The organism is Paenibacillus xinjiangensis (genome assembly GCF_059686975.1).
The window spans coordinates 170,559-189,077 of record NZ_JCAALS010000004.1; the positions used below are offsets into that span (position 1 = coordinate 170,559).

The 18,519-nt window shown below is 47.4% G+C and carries 16 protein-coding genes; 5 read left to right on the forward strand and 11 right to left on the reverse strand.

Annotated elements, in window-relative coordinates:
- Positions 1-39: 39 nt before the first annotated feature.
- On the reverse strand, positions 40-1,182 hold the full coding sequence (gene ald / locus AC6ESP_RS06105; RefSeq protein WP_497095798.1) for an alanine dehydrogenase: 1,143 nt from the start codon (positions 1,180-1,182) through the stop codon (positions 40-42).
- Positions 1,183-1,374: 192 nt separating this feature from the next.
- Between ald and AC6ESP_RS06110 the strand changes: the two genes are divergently transcribed.
- Positions 1,375-2,520 (forward strand): S8 family peptidase, encoded by a 1,146-nt coding sequence (locus AC6ESP_RS06110; RefSeq protein WP_497095799.1) that lies wholly within the window; start codon positions 1,375-1,377, stop codon positions 2,518-2,520.
- Between the two features lie 61 nt (positions 2,521-2,581).
- Here AC6ESP_RS06110 and fur read toward each other — a convergent pair whose 3' ends face one another.
- From fur to AC6ESP_RS06125, 3 genes are all read right to left on the reverse strand, one after another.
- Positions 2,582-3,043 carry a ferric iron uptake transcriptional regulator gene (fur, locus tag AC6ESP_RS06115; protein WP_497095800.1) on the reverse strand — a complete coding sequence of 154 codons (462 nt, stop codon included), beginning with the start codon at positions 3,041-3,043 and terminating at the stop codon, positions 2,582-2,584.
- Between the two features lie 91 nt (positions 3,044-3,134).
- The gene (gene spoIIM / locus AC6ESP_RS06120; protein ID WP_497095801.1) at positions 3,135-3,779 is read right to left on the reverse strand and encodes a stage II sporulation protein M; all 645 of its coding nucleotides are present in this window, start codon (positions 3,777-3,779) and stop codon (positions 3,135-3,137) included.
- 94 nt (positions 3,780-3,873) lie between these two features.
- Entirely contained in the window at positions 3,874-4,434 is a 561-nt protein-coding gene (locus tag AC6ESP_RS06125) for an NUDIX domain-containing protein (RefSeq protein ID WP_497095802.1), read from the reverse strand.
- Between the two features lie 90 nt (positions 4,435-4,524).
- Between AC6ESP_RS06125 and mciZ the strand changes: the two genes are divergently transcribed.
- The gene (mciZ, locus tag AC6ESP_RS06130; protein WP_497095803.1) at positions 4,525-4,653 is read left to right on the forward strand and encodes a Z-ring formation inhibitor MciZ; all 129 of its coding nucleotides are present in this window, start codon (positions 4,525-4,527) and stop codon (positions 4,651-4,653) included.
- Positions 4,654-4,727: 74 nt separating this feature from the next.
- Here mciZ and AC6ESP_RS06135 read toward each other — a convergent pair whose 3' ends face one another.
- Positions 4,728-5,855: a M20/M25/M40 family metallo-hydrolase gene (locus tag AC6ESP_RS06135; protein WP_497095804.1), complete on the reverse strand. Its 1,128-nt coding sequence runs from the start codon at positions 5,853-5,855 to the stop codon at positions 4,728-4,730.
- Between the two features lie 105 nt (positions 5,856-5,960).
- Between AC6ESP_RS06135 and AC6ESP_RS06140 the strand changes: the two genes are divergently transcribed.
- Positions 5,961-6,053, forward strand: a complete 93-nt coding sequence (locus AC6ESP_RS06140; RefSeq protein ID WP_497095886.1) for a stressosome-associated protein Prli42 — start codon at positions 5,961-5,963, stop codon at positions 6,051-6,053.
- Here AC6ESP_RS06140 and lipB read toward each other — a convergent pair.
- The 5 genes from lipB to lpdA form a co-directional block, all read right to left on the reverse strand.
- Positions 6,030-6,752: a lipoyl(octanoyl) transferase LipB gene (gene lipB, locus AC6ESP_RS06145; protein WP_497095805.1), complete on the reverse strand. Its 723-nt coding sequence runs from the start codon at positions 6,750-6,752 to the stop codon at positions 6,030-6,032. The genes AC6ESP_RS06140 and lipB overlap by 24 nt on opposite strands.
- A 15-nt stretch (positions 6,753-6,767) precedes the next feature.
- Positions 6,768-8,078 (reverse strand): dihydrolipoamide acetyltransferase family protein, encoded by a 1,311-nt coding sequence (locus AC6ESP_RS06150; RefSeq protein ID WP_497095806.1) that lies wholly within the window; start codon positions 8,076-8,078, stop codon positions 6,768-6,770.
- Between the two features lie 29 nt (positions 8,079-8,107).
- Positions 8,108-9,091, reverse strand: a complete 984-nt coding sequence (locus AC6ESP_RS06155) for an alpha-ketoacid dehydrogenase subunit beta (RefSeq protein ID WP_497095807.1) — start codon at positions 9,089-9,091, stop codon at positions 8,108-8,110.
- Positions 9,091-10,125, reverse strand: coding sequence for a thiamine pyrophosphate-dependent dehydrogenase E1 component subunit alpha (locus AC6ESP_RS06160; RefSeq protein WP_497095808.1), 1,035 nt, complete (start codon positions 10,123-10,125; stop codon positions 9,091-9,093). The genes AC6ESP_RS06155 and AC6ESP_RS06160 overlap by 1 nt, the downstream gene beginning before the upstream one ends.
- A gap of 123 nt (positions 10,126-10,248) precedes the next feature.
- The gene (gene lpdA, locus AC6ESP_RS06165; RefSeq protein WP_497095809.1) at positions 10,249-11,670 is read right to left on the reverse strand and encodes a dihydrolipoyl dehydrogenase; all 1,422 of its coding nucleotides are present in this window, start codon (positions 11,668-11,670) and stop codon (positions 10,249-10,251) included.
- Between the two features lie 164 nt (positions 11,671-11,834).
- Between lpdA and AC6ESP_RS06170 the strand changes: the two genes are divergently transcribed.
- Together AC6ESP_RS06170 and AC6ESP_RS06175 are read left to right on the forward strand one after the other, a co-directional pair.
- On the forward strand, positions 11,835-12,128 hold the full coding sequence (locus tag AC6ESP_RS06170) for a DUF2627 domain-containing protein (protein ID WP_497095810.1): 294 nt from the start codon (positions 11,835-11,837) through the stop codon (positions 12,126-12,128).
- 217 nt (positions 12,129-12,345) lie between these two features.
- Positions 12,346-13,374 carry a LacI family DNA-binding transcriptional regulator gene (locus tag AC6ESP_RS06175; RefSeq protein ID WP_497095811.1) on the forward strand — a complete coding sequence of 343 codons (1,029 nt, stop codon included), beginning with the start codon at positions 12,346-12,348 and terminating at the stop codon, positions 13,372-13,374.
- Between the two features lie 98 nt (positions 13,375-13,472).
- Here the strand turns inward: AC6ESP_RS06175 and AC6ESP_RS06180 are convergent, their stop codons facing one another.
- A complete protein-coding gene (locus tag AC6ESP_RS06180; RefSeq protein WP_497095812.1) occupies positions 13,473-18,488 on the reverse strand; it encodes a carbohydrate binding domain-containing protein in 5,016 nt (1,671 codons plus the stop codon).
- Between the last annotated feature and the right edge of the window lie 31 nt (positions 18,489-18,519).

Here is an 18,519-nt window from a genome sequence, read left to right on the forward strand (position 1 = left end):
CAGTACAACTTTATGAGGAAGACGAAGCGAATATGCGTCTCACGGGTCTAATTGCTCGTATGGAATGCTCTGCAGCCACTGCTCTACAGATTTGTATGCCATGCCATGTGCTGCCGCCACTGATTCATAGGTTACGGAGCCTCTATGCGTATTAACGCCTTTTTGAAGCGGAACACTTCTTCTCACAGCCTCCCATCCCAGATTCGCCAATTCCATCGCATAAGGGATCGTTACATTCGTAAGTGCGAATGTAGATGTGCGAGGTACAGCTCCAGGAATATTCGCAACCGCATAATGAATGACGCCATGCTTCACATAGATTGGGTCCTTATGCGTTGTAGGATGATCCACTGTTGCAATAGATCCACCTTGATCAACCGCTACATCGACAATTACCGCACCTTTTTTCATCATTTCCACCATTTGCTCCGTCACCAGATGTGGCGCCTTAGCTCCGGGTATCAGAACAGCTCCAATGAGCAGATCAGCCATACTTACCGCCTCGGCAATATGATAAGGACTGGACATGAGCGTCTGGACCCTGCCTCCGAATATATCATCGAGATATCTCATGCGATCTGCACTTTTCTCAAGAATGACGACCTTAGCACCCATGCCAAGCGCGATCTTAGCCGCATTCGTTCCTACGATCCCACCCCCAATTATGACAACCTCAGCAGGTGGAACTCCCGGCACCCCGCCGAGCAATACACCACGCCCTCCATTGAAGGCTTCCAGGAATTGAGCGCCAACCTGTACGGCCATTCGGCCAGCAACCTCACTCATTGGTGTTAGCAGCGGCAAGCTTCCATTGGCTAGCTGAATCGTTTCATAGGCGATAGCCGTTACTTCCTTGTCCACCAAAGCCTGCGTTAAATCGGGGGCCGCTGCTAGATGCAGGTAAGTGAACAATATTAGCCCTTTGCGAAAAAACGCGAATTCTGAAGGCAGCGGCTCTTTTACCTTCATGATAAGCTCTGCTCTCTCCCATACTTCGGACGCTGTTGCCACCAGGCTTGCACCTTCTCGTTCGTAGTCGCGATCCTCGAATCCGCTGCCTTCTCCTGCACTCGCTTCTACAATCACTTCATGGCCTGCTGCTTGGAGCATGGTGACTCCAGCTGGTGTCAGAGCAACCCGATATTCACTAGTCTTTATTTCTTTCGGTATGCCAATTCTCATAATTTCCCTCCTCATCTCATCTTAATATGATGTATGTGCATGGAAGGACAAATGTTAGTCCTCAGCGATACGATTTCCTCTCCTAACAAAAAATATGTGCCGCAAGGCAGACACCCACACCGAATCGATAGGGAAAGCCATAAACTGGACTAATGGTTTTTGTCTGCCCACCCTGGATAGGAGGATTCCGTAATGCCTAAGCTGGAACAATGGATGACAATTCATTCCAAGCCCAAAGCAACCAAGCATACCGTCCGACGGCTTATTACATTCACCAACTCCCGTTCCTATAGAAGATGTCTTAAGTATCTGGAAGCGAGCGGCATTAAGCCTTTCAAACGCATGCCCGGCAGTCGAATCATCGGCTGTCATTTCGATAAACGCAAATCATGGACTACCGTCGCAGCTCACCCCGATGTGAAACGCATAGAGAAGGATGTCAAAATTAAGATGCATGCTGTAAAGAGCACTCGCAGCTACGTTCCTATTCGCAATAAATCACATCTTCTCGCCGCGGTTACTTATCCCGCGAACGTGACATGGAATATAAGCCGGATAGAGGCTCCGACGGCTTGGAATAAAACGCTTGGCTCTCCGATCAAGCTGGCAATCATTGATACGGGAATCGCTAATCATCCCGGTCTATCTATTGCAGGTGGTATTAATACGATTAACGGAGGAAGCTATGCCGATGATAATGGGCATGGCACGCATGTAGCTGGTATTGCTGCAGCGAATAAAGGAAGTGATACACGAGGTGTGGCGCCGGAACTTAAGCTGTACGCCGTCAAAGCTTTAGATAAAAACGGGGATGGCTACGTGTCGGATATTATCTCGGGAATCGAATGGTGTATCAAGAATAAGATTCAAATCATCAATATGAGCTTCGGAATTGCTGGAGGAGAAGAGAGCGGAGCGCTTCATGCGGTGATCAAACGAGCTGTGAAGAAAGGGATCATAATCATTGCCTCGGCGGGCAATTCGGGGCCTTTCAATTCAGGGATAGATGAGCCAGCTTCTTATCCCGAGACGATCGCTGTGGCCGCCTCCAATCGGACTGATGGAATAGCAACCTTCAGCAGCAGAGGCGACGGCATCATGATAGCGGCACCAGGTGTTGATATCAAATCCACTTGGCTCAACGGCGGGTATATGACCTTGTCTGGAACAAGTATGGCTTGTCCTCATGTCGCCGGCGGCGCAGCCCTGCTGCTCTCACTAAATCCCAAGTTACAGCCAACTCAGGTATCCACCCGACTGAAGAAATGGGCTCGTCAATTGAAGGGAATCCAAGTATCATCTCAAGGCTCTGGGTTATTGCAGCTGGATCAATTGTAATTCATGCTCTACAAATGCCAAAACGGCTTTGCCGTCCAGTGAAACTGGGCAGCGAAGCCGTTTACGATTCATTTGATTTCTCGTTTTTTGCATTGCATCGGTGACACACGCCTTGGAAGTCCAGTCGGTGGTCGAGAACCGTAAATCCGAATTCTTCCTCCAGCCGCTCTTCTAGCGGTAGAAGCCAATCGTCTTTTATCTCGTCCATTGCTCCGCATTGTACACATATTAGATGGTGGTGATGATGTTTACTGCTGTCCGTCCTAAGATCGTACCGGGCGACACCATCTCCAAAATTAAGCTTCTCCACCACATGCATTTCACTAAGCAATTCCAATGTTCTATAAACGGTAGCCAATCCGATTTCCGGAGCCTTGTCCTTTACGAGCATGAACACATCTTCCGCGCTTAAGTGATCTTCTTCGTTCTCAAGCAATACACGAACAGTTGCTTCACGCTGTGGGGTTAATTTGTAGCCCTGCGACTGCAACTGTTGTTTAATCTTCTCAATCCGGGCTTCCATGATTTCCCCCCTACTACATGTCTGCGCCAACTTTAGGAAACGTTTGCTTTCATTATAGGGGCTAACCTTCAATAAAGTCAACGTTTTGGCATCAGATCGTAGTAGTAGAAGCGGTTATGAGTGGTGCAACCCACTTCATGAGAACCGGTGATAAGTACGCTTCTAACCATGCAGCACCAACCAGCAGCAGCATCATAAAAAGTACGGTTGAAGAAAAAGTCAGCACTTGCGGTGCCAAAGTTCCCTTTTGCTGAAGCAGTCTATTCTTAATGACATAGGTCGAGAATGACATCGCAGCAACGCTCGTAATTAAGATCGCGGGCACGATAATGAGGTTCGGAGGAGCTACGGAAACGAGTGAGAACAACAAGCCCTTCCAGGCATGCTGCGTCACTAGTGAGCCGATAGCGAAGCCGACTAATGCACCTTTTAGGAAATCGAGCGCAAGCACGAAGGGAATACCGACGACCGTTATGCCAAGCAGCCAGATCAGCAGCATCCATTTGCCATGAAAGAAGAAGCTGTCCCAGAACGATTGCGCCTCATCTGCCACAACCCCATTGTTCAACAGTTGAACATATTGACTAACGTCAGAAGCGAGCTCCTGCTGCTGTTCCAATGTAAGAGCTTGAACCATCAAGCCGCCGAATATGACTCCGACGACGAACAGCACAGCTACAAATACATACAAGGTATACGGATTCTTAGCAGAATCCTGAAATGTAGGCGAACGCATAGCCCACTCCCCTCTTGTCCGAATGATAAAGTGTATGACCCTTTATTCATTCCTATGACGAGAGAAGCGTGTGAACATCAGCTCTGAGGGCGGATTAGATTTTGCCCGTCAGTTGATACAGCTTCCAAGCGTACACCGCTAGAATCGTCTTCGCATCACTAATACGGCCCTCTTCTATGTAAGCCTCTGCTTCTTCAAGTGTAATGGCTTCTACTTCTAGAAACTCATCTTCATCAGGCTTCTGCTCGCCTTGCTGCAGATCGTCAGCGAAGTACAAATACAGCTTCTCGTCCGCGAAGCCCGGCGAGGTGTAGAAAGAGCTGACAAGCTTCAGATTAGTTGAGCGGTAGCCTGTTTCCTCCTCCAATTCACGAGCAGCTGCTTCAAGCGGGTCCTCATTGGGATCCAGCTTACCAGCGGGAATCTCAATTTGAAACTTCTCAAGCGGCTTGCGGAATTGCTCCACAACGAGCAGCTTCCCGTCCAAGAGCCCCATAACAGCCGCAGCTCCAGGATGCTTGACGATTTCTCTTGTCGCCGTACGTCCATCCGGCATAGCAACTGTATCCACTTGCAGGGAGATCATTTTTCCATCAAAAATAGGCTCTATGCTAATCGTTTCCTCGCGCCACATATTCGTATCTTTCTTATTCATATCACTCATCTCCCTTATCTTGTTGGTGACATAACTTGTCCCATGCGCACATATCTATCATTATATCAAATGATAAAGGATGCGATAGCCATGAAACAATATATGACACATGACCAGCTTCGTCTTGTAGGAAAAGCATGGGAGATCCGTTATCAGCTGCGCAAATTATCCCAAGCTGGTGAACTGCCTCTGAAGCAGCTGCTGACAAAAACCAAATAAATGTACAACAAACGACCTCTCCGTCTTGTTAGCCGGGAAGAAAGTCTGAGGCTTATTGTTACAACCAATGTGCTCTAAGCTTTCGCGGATTGTTTAATAATCTCCAGGACAAGCTCTGTAATCTGCACTAGACTGGATACCTTAATTTGTTCCTTGGTTGTATGGATATGCTCGTAGCCTACAGCCAAGTTCACGGTAGGAATGCCTAATCCGTTGAAAATATTCGCATCACTGCCCCCGCCTGAATGGAAGGTGCGCGGTGTTAGCCCGATTGCACTTGCTGCTGTTGTCGCAAGCTTCACGACTGGTTCATTGTCCGCGTGAGCGTACGCCGGGTATATGATCTGACTATCGAATTCCGCTTCTGCTCCATACTCCTTCGCAGCTGTATCAACAGCTGTCCGCATCGCCTCGAGCTGACGATCCAGCTTATCCTGAACGATACTCCGAGCTTCCGCATTGAGAATTACGTAATCACATACGATATTCGTCGCTCCACCACCCTCAATTCTTCCGATATTTGCAGTTGTTTCCTCATCAATACGGCCAAGCGGCATTAATGAGACCGCTTTGGATGCCACTTGTATGGCACTAATCCCATCCTCCGGATTCACTCCAGCATGAGCTGATTTCCCATGTACGGCAATAGTGACCTTAGCTTGTGTAGGAGCTGCAACTGCGATTGCTCCAACCTCGCCATTCGAATCGATTGCGTAGCCATAATCCGCCCTTAGAAGCGAAGCATCCAAGGATCGAGCACCTAATAGTCCAGACTCTTCTCCTACTGTAATGACGAATTGGATCGGACCATGCGTTATATTCTCTTCCTTGAGCACGCGTATCGCCTCAAGCATCGCTGCCAGCCCTGCTTTGTCGTCACTGCCTAGAATTGTCGTGCCGTCACTGCGAATATAGCCATCCTCGTCAATCTGCGGTTTAATTCCATTCCCTGGTGTTACTGTGTCCATATGTGAGGTGAACAGCAGCGTAGGTGCATGATCAGCGCCTGTGCCTGGAAGCCAAGCGAACAGATTGTTAGCACCATGCCCAGTCAATGCTGCGGCATTATCCTCTGTAATGGTTAGACCAAGCTGCTCGAACTTCTCGCGCAGCACTAGGCTAATCGCATGCTCATGCTTCGTCTCGCTGTCCACCTTCACCAAATCTACAAATTCGTTAACAATTCGGTGTTGTTGTACCATTATTATTTCCTCCAATCGGCATTATCGTTTACAATAGAGCTTAAGCAGTTACACTTGTCCACCCTCCCATTATTTCATTAAGGAAAGGAGAGTTGCCCTTTGAATATGCAAAAATATGTGAGAATAGTTGCGATTCTCGTCGTAGCCGCACTATTATTGTCAACCTTAGTAGCATCAGTCGGCTGGCTGTTCTACTAATAGCTCTGCCTCATAGCCGAATACCCTGCAGAAATGAGGCAGCACTTCCTTAGCTGCTTCTGCAACAGTCATGTTCTTACTTGTCAAGTCATTGAAGGAAGTAACCCCGAATTGCTCGATACCGCAAGGAATAATGCCATCGAATCCACTATCCGCAATGCCGGCCTCAATATTCAGGGCAAATCCATGGCTTGTTATGAAGCCTCCGCGGCTTCGAGATCTATTGAACTTGATACCTATGGCGGCGATCTTCTCGCTGCCTACCCATACCCCTGTATATTCCGGCTTTCTACTTGCTTCTATTCCATAATCCCCAAGCCAATTGATAATCGCCTGTTCGACCTTTCTCAAATAAGCATGCAGATCCAAGCCTACAACATCCAAATAAAGTAACGGATAACCTACAAGCTGACCTGGACCATGGAACGTAATATCGCCTCCACGGTCTATCTCATACACAGATATGCCCCGCTCCTGAAGCTGCTCCTCGCTCAGCAGCAGATGCTCCGGATGACGATCCGTACCAAGCGTATATGTAGGCGGATGCTGAAGAAGGAGAAGCGTCTCCGGACGCTCCTCCTTGTCTATTTGCTTCACGATCGATTTCTGCAGCTCCCAAGCCTTAGCATAATCGATCATGGGTATATAGGTGGCATTCAGCTTCCGTCTCTCATGTTCAATCTGCATCGAATCATTCATGACGGTACCCCATTTCTAATACAATTTCGTATCGCTGTTGAAGCTCTCTAGATTATCCTTCACACGCTGAAGGAAACGGCCGCAAATAATGCCATCCAATATACGATGATCTAACGAGAAACACATATTCGCCATCGAACGAATCGCAAGCATATCATTAATGACAACCGGGCGCTTCACAATCGACTCGAACGTAAGAATAGCAGCTTGCGGATAATTAATGATCGGGTTCGTAATAATGGAACCGAAGGAGCCTGTATTATTGACCGTAAAGGTACCGCCCTGCATATCTGACAAAGTCAGCTTGCCTTCACGTCCACGACGCGCCAGATCATCAATTTCCTTCGCTAGTCCAGATATGGTTTTATGATCGGCGTTTTTAATAACAGGTGTAGCTACCGATTCCTCAGTCCCTACCGCAAGTGAAATATTAATATCGCGTTTCACGATGATTTTGTCAACTGCCCACATCGAATTAATAATAGGGAAATCTTTAATAGCGTTGACTACGGCTTTCAGTACGAATGCCAAATAAGTTAAATTCACGCCTTCACGCTTCATGAACTCATCCTTCATTTTATTGCGCAGCTGTACGAGATTCGTGACATCTACTTCAATCATCATCCAGCCATGAGGAATTTCTGTAACGCTCTGCTTCATGTTGCGCGCAATCGCGCTCCTAATCGGCGTAACTTCAATATAATCCTCGCCGCGTCCTCCAGGTGATGGAGAATTATAGGCCGTAATGGTAGGTAAACGTGGTGTCTCCGTCAGGTGCAGACCTGATGAACGCACTTCAGCTCTAGACACATCCTGGCTAATCTCCGACTTGGCTGCCGAGCTTTGCGTACCTGCTGCTACGTATGCTAGAACATCCTTACGTGTAATACGTCCACCGTTGCCAGTACCAGTAACGTCTGTAAGCTTAACGCCATGCTCAGCGGCTAGCTGCTGTACTGCTGGCGAGAAGCGATTGCGCATGGCCGTACTTTCATCCGCAGTATCTCCGCCTGCCTGTCCAGCTCCTGCGATAGAAGCAGCAGGTGCAGCTTGTACCGGCTCCGCGTTATCTACTTCCGTTTCAATCAGACATACCGGGGTACCGACAGGTACTGTCTCACCATTTGGAACTAATATTTCCACTAGTGTTCCTGTTATCGTAGAGGGCAGCTCCGCACTGACCTTATCCGTAATAAGCTCACAGATCGGCTCATACAGATCAATATGGTCTCCTGGCTGCTTGAGCCATTTATCTATTGTCGCTGATACTAGTGACTCCGCGAGCTGCGGAATCACGATCTCCTTCACCGACTTCATATTATCCATCTCCCAACCAGCTCTTGGTTAATTGGCTCTTAGTATAGAGCCAATTCGCGCATAGCTTCTTTCACTTTTTCTTTATTAAGCAAGAAGAATTTCTCGCCTGGCGGATTAATTGGCATCGCCGGAACATCAGGTCCACAGAGACGTTGAATTGGAGCATCCAGCTCATAGAGCAGCTCTTCCGCAATAATCGCTGATACCTCGGCTCCGATGCCGCCTGTTTTGTTATCTTCATGAATGATCAGTACTTTACCTGTTTTGCGTACAGCTTCCAATATCGCCTCTTTATCGAGCGGCTGCAGTGTACGCAGATCCAGAATGTGAGCACTAATCCCTTCTTGTGCAAGCTCAGCTGCCGCCTGCTCGACGAACAGCAGCGGCGCGCTATAACCGATAACGGTTATATCATCCCCTTCGCGAAGCACATTGGCTTGGCCGATTGGAACGATATAATCATCGTCTGGCACTTCGCCAGTCACGAGCTTATAACATTTCTTGTTCTCGAAGAATAGGACCGGATCAGGGTCACGCACCGCTGCCTTAAGCAGTCCCTTTGCATCATACGCTCTGTAAGGAGCCACAATCTTAAGTCCTGGCGTGCCGAAAAACACAGATTCCGGACATTGGGAATGATACAGCCCTCCGAATATGCCTCCGCCAATAGGAGCTCGAATAACAATAGGACAAGTCCAGTCATTGTTAGATCGATAGCGAATTTTGGCAGCCTCGCTTATGATCTGGTTCGTTGCAGGGAACATGAAATCCGAATATTGCATCTCTGCGATTGGCTTCATCCCGTACATAGCAGCGCCAATGGCTACACCAGCAATCGCTGATTCTGCTAGTGGAGTATCCATTGCACGATGCTCGCCGAATTGCTCCAAGAGACCCTTAGTTGTTGTAAAAACGCCACCCTTAACGCCAACGTCTTCACCAAGCACGAATACATCCTCATCGCGCTCCATCTCTTCCTTCATGGCGAGGCGAATGGCATCAATATATTCTATAACCGCCATTAGTTTCCACTCCCTTGCTGCGCATCGTCCGCATAGACATGCAATAATATGGACTCGGGCTCAGGGAATGGAGCTTTATCCCCATATTCAGTCGCTTCATCAATCGTCTTGCGGATTGACGCTTGCAGCTCAGCATCGAGCTCATCATTCCATAATCCGCAGTCAACCAGATACTGCTTATATTTAGGGATGCCGTCCTTCTCACGATTCGCATCCACTTCTTCCTTCGTCCGGTAAGCCAGATCATTGTCAGAGGTAGAGTGCGGTGAAATACGATACATCATCGCTTCAATAAGTGTCGGCCCTTCACCGGCAATTGCACGCTCACGGGCTTCCTTCACTACCCTGAACACCTCAAGTGCATCGTTGCCATCCACTTGCAAGCCAGGGAAGCCATAGCCTAGTGCTCTATCGGCAACTCGTCCAGCTAACTGCTTGTGGACGGGTACGGATATCGCGTATTGATTGTTCTCGCACATCAGAATAACCGGCAGCTTATGCACGCCAGCAAAGTTACAGCCCTCGTGGAAGTCTCCTTGATTGCTTGAGCCCTCACCGAAGGTAACGAAGCTGACAATCGGCTTCTTCTTCATCTTCGCGGCAAGTGCGATGCCTACGGCATGTGGAACCTGCGTCGTTACAGGGCTAGAGCCCGTTACAATACGTAGACGCTTGCTGCCGAAATGTCCTGGCATTTGACGACCACCGCTGTTCGGATCCTCAGCCTTAGCGAATACAGACAGCATAAGCTCCTTCACCGTCATACCGACAGCAAGAACAAACCCATAATCACGATAATAAGGCAGATAATAATCATTCTCCCGATCCAAGGCGAATGCAGCGGCTACTTGTGCCACTTCTTGTCCTACCCCTGATACGTGAAAATTGATTTTACCTGCACGCTGTAACAATAAATTTCGTTCATCAAATTTTCTCGCCAATAACATGGTCGCATACATCTCAATCGCTTGTTCGTTGGAAAGTCCTAATTCTGTATGCAGAAATGTTTGATCCGTTGAACTGAATTTGGTCATGAGGTTTTGCCTCCTTTAACCTACTATTAAAACCTGGTACTAAGACTTGATATTATATATTATAACCGCATTTCAATGAAAAAGAAAACACCTAGAAATCGATGTCTCTTCTTCATGATTGAATTAGAATGCAAGTGACTTGTCATCTACAGCAAGCATAGCCTCGCCTAGCGCTTCTGATAAGGTCGGATGCGGGTGAATCATTTCTCCAACTTCCCACGGCGTAGCATCCAATACACCAGCAAGCGATGCTTCAGAGATCAAATCTGTCGCATGCGCTCCGATCATATGAACACCAAGAATATCACCTGTTTTACGATCAGCAATGACCTTGACGAATCCGTCCGTCTCACCTAATACGATAGCTTTGCCAATGGCTTGGAAAGGTATTTTGCCGATTTTGATATCATGCCCTTTCGTACGGGCTCCGTCCTCTGTTAGTCCATAAGAAGCGATCTCCGGACGAGAATAGATGCAGCGTGGAATTAGATTCGGATCAATCGCTGGCTTCTTGATTCCTGCGATATGCTCCGCTGCCATGATTCCTTCATGTGAAGCAGCATGCGCAAGCTGAACGCCGCCGATAACGTCGCCGATTGCATAAATATGCGGCTCGCTTGTTTGTCCATGCTCATTCACAACAATATATTCATTTTTGGTTCGAACGTCTGTATTCTCCAGCCCGATTCCTGCTGTGTTGGGTTCACGGCCTACAGAGATCAACAGCTTGCTCGCCTGCAGTACAACATCACCTTCAGCAGAGGCTCCCGATATCGATACTCCTGCATCTGCAGCTGAATAGCTGTCCGTGTTCAATTGAATGCCTGTCAGGACGCGAACCCCGCGGCGCTTCAATATTCTCGTAAGCTCGGCGGATACCTCTGCATCCTCTCCAGGCAATAGTCTAGCTCCCGCTTCCACCAGCGTCACTTCCACTCCGAAATCCTGAAGCATAGAAGCCCACTCCACACCAATAACCCCACCACCAATAATAAGCATGGATGCTGGGAGTGCTTCAAGCCTTAATGCTTCATCACTAGTCAGAATATGTACCCCATCTGGCTTAAGCCCCGGTAAGGAGCGTGGTCTCGAACCTGTTGCTAGGATGAGATTCTTCGATACGACAGATTCCATCTCGCCATCAGGCAGCTCAACCGCCAAGGAACCGCTGCGTGGAGAGAAAATAGATGGGCCGATCACACGGCCTCTGCCCTGAATAATTTGAATACCATGCTTCTTCATTAGATATTGCAAGCCGCGATAGAGCTGATCGACTGTCTTTTCCTTACGGCCTTGCACTTTATTGAAATCGAGCGAAATATCGGTTGCCATAATCCCATATGTATCTGCTTCGAGCAATGTCGCATATACCTCTGCACTTCGCAGGAGCGACTTGCTAGGAATGCAGCCCTGATGCAAGCAAGTTCCACCAAGCTTGTCCGATTCTATAATAGCTACGCTTTTGCCTAGCTGAGCGGCACGAATAGCTGCCGTGTAACCACCGGGACCTCCGCCAAGCACGGCTACGTCTACTTGTATTGCCATATTACATTACCTCCAACATGCATTTTCAACACTAATGCTATTGTTCCATTGTACCTTTTTTCAAACTCAAATACATCGTTAAATTTCCTAAATAGACACTTGAGGTAGAAAAAGGTATCATATTAACAAATGTTTATAATGATTAATAAGGAGACTTTTTGTTCATGAGATTGATCATCGCCCGTTTAGTCGCCGTGTTATTTCTCGTTATACCCGGTATATTAGCATGCCTCGGCTTCTTGAAAATGAAAAATGCCTTATTCCATTATTTCTCTGAATTTGGCAATGACGCAGTCGTACCCGACTTTCAGTGGCTCACGTTCCTGCTCGGTCTCGTGATGTTCGGTGCGGGGGTGAGCTTCATCGGCGGATGGATTTTTTTCCGGGACAGAAAACGCAATTATGTTGCACCTCGCTTCCGACCCAAACGTGTGAAGCCTCCTAAGCCTCAGTCTTAACCTATGTGAACCCATCGAGACCCGTCTATCGTCCATTATGGACCATTAGGCGGGTTTTTATCGTTGTACAACTATTCATCATTCTATTAAATTCAAATTGCTAGCTGCATAAGGTCTATATAATATGGTATATTATTACTATTGTTAAGAGATTCATCCATATAGATAGTTCTTTTTTTGGCGAGGGAAACCGGTTTCCTAATGAGGGAGGAACAAAATGAAGGTCACGATTCAAGATATTGCCAAAGCAGCCAACGTAGCAAAGTCAACCGTTTCCAAGGTACTGAATGATTCTCCCAAAATATCCTGGGAAACGAAGCAGAGAGTGTGGGAGATTATCAAGCAAATGAACTATACGCCGAGCAGCATTGCCACACAGCTTGCTAAGCAGAGCAGCTCTAATGTCGGACTATTGATTGACATGTCCAAGGAGAGCGAGTTCATGAACCATTTCTTCTACAATATAATTGGCGGGATAGAGAACGTTATTAGTACGATGAAATACGAGCTTACGATTTCCAATGTGCAGTTATCTGATTCTGATCAATCCTTAATTAATCGACTTGTCCTGAACAAACGCGTAGACGGTCTTATTGCCAATAACTCTGTCCTGACGTCTGAAATGGCTGACAAGCTCAACGAGCTGCGGTTTCCTTTTATCTCCATTGGTGAATTCCAATCGCAGGCGAGCTGGGTCGACTTCGACAATGAACTAGGCGGTTATATGCTGACGGAACACTTGCTCCAACAAGGCTACTCTAAAATTGCTTTTGTAGGTGGTCAGCATGCAGAGAAGCTGTTCACCAATCGATACAACGGATATGCGCGCTCACTCCAGCAGGCAGGACTGGACATACGATCTGAATGGATTGCGAACGGTGTAGCTAACGAAGCCCAGGGCTATCAACTAGCCTATCCATTGTTACAAGCTGCTGAACCGCCCGACGCGATCGTATGTATGAGTAATTATACGGCCTCTGGTGTTCTTAGGGCTGCTAATCAATTGGATATACATGTACCCAGTAAGCTAGGCATTGCGGCTTTTGATGACTACCCATTATCAGCCTATACCACCCCTCCTCTAACCTGCCTTAACATCAATACGTTCGAGCTAGGCGCAGCTGCTGGCCAAATGTTAATGGAACGAATACGGAATGTGAATCAGCCGAACCGAAGTCTTCAGCTAAAACCACAGCTGATTATACGTGATTCATCCAATAAGCAAGCTATTCCCAAATCCAAGTAATGATAGAGGCTATCCTTCCAGGAATACTGTACCCTGGCGGATAGCCTCTATATTATTGGTGGACTATTAATCAATCTGCAATACTAGTAATCCTGCTTCTACAAATCCTTCCAGCGTGCAACCGATAGCTGCACCGTCTGTGCGCCCCCCGCTGGCGTCACTGAACGATTGCTGATGTCGCTGCCATTCGAATTCACTTCAACAGATGTCCACGCTCCTCTAGTTACTTTGTAAGTGACTGTCGTACCCGCACTAAGATTAAGCTTCACACTGTATACGCCATCCGTACCCTTCGTAAGCTGATAAGCAGGATCAGCTGCATTCCATGAGTTAAAGGAACCCGTCAAATAAACAGAGCTGCTTGTAGGTGAATTAGCAGGTACAGTAACTTGGAAAGTAACACTATCGGCTTGCGGCTCACCCGAAGCTACACTGCCACCACTCGCCAAGCTCCAAGTCCCTGTGTCGAAATGAAAGTTGTTCCCCCCATTATTGTCCCAGATGCCGCTGCCATTATTGAAAGATGCTGTTAGGCCTGTTGCACTTCCAAGCGCAATGGTAATCGACTTGTAGCCTGGGTGCGTTGTTGAGGCCGTTAATGAAACACCTGGCAATGCTGTCCATGTGGTCGAGCCATCCAGCTTATAATGAATATAGCTATTGGTATAGGCCGTGTTCTTATAATAGATCGTTACACTATTGCCTGCTGGTGCTGCTGAAGTTGTCACGCTTACGGCTGTGCTTGTAGCAGAAAGGTTGCTGGCCGCATCATAAGCTTTGATCGTATAGCTATAAGCCGTTTGTGCCAATAGCCCTGTGTCTGTGTATGTCGTCGAAGCTGTAGTCCCTACTTTCACACCATCGCGATAAATTTCATAGCCTGTCACCGCAATATTATCAGTAGATCCCGTCCACGTAATCGTAGTTGATACTGAGGATGCTGCTGTCGCTGCAACATTCGTAGGAGTGCTTGGCGCTATCGTATCAACAACTGCTGCTGCTGGTGCTCCTGATGTTATGCTTCCTGTCGGTGTATACGTCCATGTGCCTACTCCGAATAAATAGTTGCTTCCACCATTGCTATCCCATGTACTGCTTCCATTATTGAAGCAAGCCTCTAGCTGCGTTGCTGTTCCCAGATTAATCGTTATTTTGTTATAGCCGGCGATTTCCGCAGCTGGTATCGAGACACCTGGTGATGTCGTCCATGTACCACCTACAGGCCGATAGTGTATTTTGGGTGTGGTATAACCCTGCTTGTAATAAATCGTCACGCTGTTCCCAGCTGGTGTCGTGATGCTAGCCTCAGCGCTTGCAACAGACAAATTACCAGCTGCATCATACGCCTTAATGGTGTAGTTGTAAGTCGTTTGCGCTGCTAAGCTGGAATCCGCATAAGAAAGTGTTGAGGTGGTTCCAATCTTCACACCGCCACGATACACTTCATAGCCTGTTACTCCAACATTATCGGTAGATGCCGTCCATGTAATCAATGCACCTGATGCAGACGATACCGCTGCCGCCACATTACTTGGCACACTAGGTGCTATCGTATCAACAATAGTCGGTACAGGAGCTCCGGATGTGATATTGCCAGTTGGTGTATACGTCCATGTGCCAACCCCGAACAAATAATTGCTGCCGCTATTACTGTCCCATGTCCCACTGCCATTATTGAATGCAGCTTCAAGCTGAGTAGCTGTTCCCAGATTAATCGTTATTTTGTTATAGCCAGCGACTTCTGCTGCTGGGATAGAGACACCTGGAGATGTCGTCCATGTGCCACCTACTGGGCGGTAGTGTATTTTTGGTGCAGTATAACCCTGCTTGTAGTAAATCGTTACACTGTTCCCAGCTGGAGTCGTAATGCTAACCGCAGTACTTACTTCAGACACATTGCCAGCTGCATCATAAGACTTGATAGTATAGCTGTAGCTTGTCTCTGGAGCCAGACCGGAATCCGAATAAGAGACTGATGCGGTAGTTCCAATCTTCACACCATCCCGATATATCTCATAACCTGTTACACCCACATTATCGGTGGATGCCGTCCATGAGAGAGCAGCTCCAGCTGTTGACGATACCGTTGCCGTCACATTGCTTGGAACAGTAGGTGCCTGAATATCAATGATAGGAGCGCCCGGATTAATGGTGCCGCTCGGAACGTAAGTCCAAGTCCCGACATTAAACAAATAATTGCTGCCATTGTTGCTGTCCCAAATCCCGCTGCCATTATTGAATGCAGCCTCCAACTGGACTGCTGAACCAATGTTGATCGTTATTTTGTTGTAGCCGGCAACCTCAGACACAGGGATAGCTACGCCTGGCGAAGTCGTCCATGCGCCGCCGGCAGGTCGATAATGAATTTTCGGAGCTGTATATCCCTGCTTATAATAGATCGTTACATTGTTCCCGATAGGTGTCTTGATCGCCACTATCGCACTAATAGCTGATAAATTACCCGAAGGATCATAGGCCTTCACCGAGTATGTGTAATCCGTATCGGACGCAAGCCCACTATCTGTATACGTAGTAGAAGTGGATGTGCCCACCTTCGTTCCATCCCTGTACACCTCATAGCCTGCAATACGATTGTTATCCGTTGCAGCGGTCCAAGATAATTGTACGGATGATGCATTAACAACAGTAGCACTCAGATTAGTTGGTACTGTAGGTGCTTCTTCGTCTGGAACGATAGGCTGATCCGTAACAAACGGGTGCGTACCCTCGATTGTACCTTGCATGCTCTCAATATACTTGCCATTCACCAGATTATATTTACCTGCACCAACGTATACCTGTTGGATATCGCTGCGCGTAACGTTGCCCTTAGAATCAGTTGCCTCAATATAGTAATCCAGCAACTGATCACGGTAATCTCCAATATAAGAATAATACAAATCACCAATTTCAGTAGCAGGCACCTTTTGAAGCATCGCTTTGCTGCTTGCTTGCCAGTCAACACCGTTAATATCCGTACTCAGATCGCGAACATTCATCGGATATTCTGTCCAATCACTTACTTTGCTAGGATCAATATTCGGTACACCAGCTGCTTGAAGAGCTTCCGGATCATACACTTTGAACGTGTTATCGGATGCAGTCGCTCTTTTCTCCGTATGCGTACGGATTTTCACTTTAATATCCGTTAAGCCGCTAACATCATAGGCATACGTATAAATACCAAATACGTTGTTGAAATGCTGCAGCGTCCAGCCTTCTGCTTTGCTCGTATTTGCGCTTCCTGGATTGTACGGATAGCGCTGCGGCCACCACATCGATGGGCCAGTACGATCTTGAGTGAGCTTCTGAGTGACATAAGGCTTGGAGAAGAACAAGGATTGGTTAAGGGACAAGGCTGGCTTGACACTGTCATCCACGTTCTCATCATAGTAGCCAAATCCTGAATCCATTGCAGGCATTAGGAAATACCAAGCCAGTTCAGCAGGATTGGCACCGCCCGCATAGTCATTAGCTGCATTGCCTTTGACTGGATAGGACAGCATCCATGGATTCAACTGGTTGCCCTCATAGGTCACTTCATGATCAATGGCTGTCGTAGGCTGCCAGTAATTCGGATGCTCATCCAGCCATATTTGCTCAGCTGTCTTGGCATAATTCAAGGATGCTTGAAGTAGAGCGAAGTTCCGCTCCAGATAATGATAGCCATATTCGAAGGAAACTGTCATTCCATCATCAATACCAGACAAATTTTTCTTAGGTGCTAAGTTAAGTCCTGTTACACGATTGAAGTCTGCGAACTGGCTCTTCCAAATGCCGAACGGCAGACGCCAGTGATACCAAGTAGGGTCGGAAGAGGAATCACGCGTATCAATCCATGAGCCATCCTGAACGTGTACAACATCATTAGCAGCAGGTGTATTGTTGACCAAATATTCATCAATACCGATGCCCTTAACTCCAGTATCGGAATACGTGACATTACCTGCATTGCGCCATGTCTCTTCTGATCCTGCGCGGCCAGATGCGTTGTCTCCATCATGAGCAATTACGAAAAATTGCTTCTGAGGCACAAGTCCTTCATATGGCTTAAGGGCATCTGCTGTTACTTGACCCATGTAGCCCTCTTCCCACGACTCAGCCTGAGCAACCGGAATGCCTACCACTTTGCTCTCATCACCAGTGCTAGGGTCTACATAACGTACCCAGTGTGGGGTTGAAGCAAATGGATATTTGTTATACACAACCTGCTGCTCATTAAACATTTGTTTACTCGTCCATGAGCCGACGGTGCTGACGTTCTGAAGATCAGCACGGTTCGGAGGAGATATTAGAGTATCCATTCCTGGGCTATCAAGCAGCGGATAATCCTGCAGCGTTCTGGAGAAATGATTATTCCCGATAACCGACCACTCAATGCCGAGCTTCTCAAGTACAGGGATGATTCTCTCAGAGAAGCCTAGCTCAGTTGGGAAAAACCCATTGGAAGATTTATAGCTGCTGCCTAGAAAATATGGTTGGGCAAGTGTTGTCCCTTGATAGATTAAATCCTTCAGCAAATATTCATTGCCTACAAGTGGCCCGAGTGAATGATGACCGGAGAAATGGATAAGATCAAGCGTCCGGTTTCCATTCGGCGTTTTCAGATTGTTGTAGGCTGTCTTCCAATTCTCATACCACAGAGGATTGTTGTATGAGCTTATATTCCCTAGCGCTGTAAGGTTGTTTACGTTATTGACGGCAGAGCCTGACATCGTTACTGACATTTGCGCGCTTGGATGATTGTTCTTCAGCGTATTCGCTACACTCCACGGCCAGCTCAAATACGCACCAACCTTAGCATGATGAGAATAATAGGATACTAAGTCATCATGCGGCATTGCTGTTCCATTAGACAAAAAATAAGGGTAGCCTGCTGGCGGACTTTTCTTAAGTTCGATAACATCGCCATCGTATGTGTAACGAACAGGGCCACCAATAGGGGTAGTAGCATATTTGCTTGTATCATAATAAGGCCAGAAATTCGGCATGTGATTGTGATAGACATGGGATGCGGCTATTTCTGCCGAGACTGGCTGAATCGATGATTGCGCGAAGAATACCAAGCCAATTAACCCGGCTATTCCCCATGCCAATCGTCTAAATCTCCTCATGAATGTATCTCCTCTCAACACTGTAATCGAA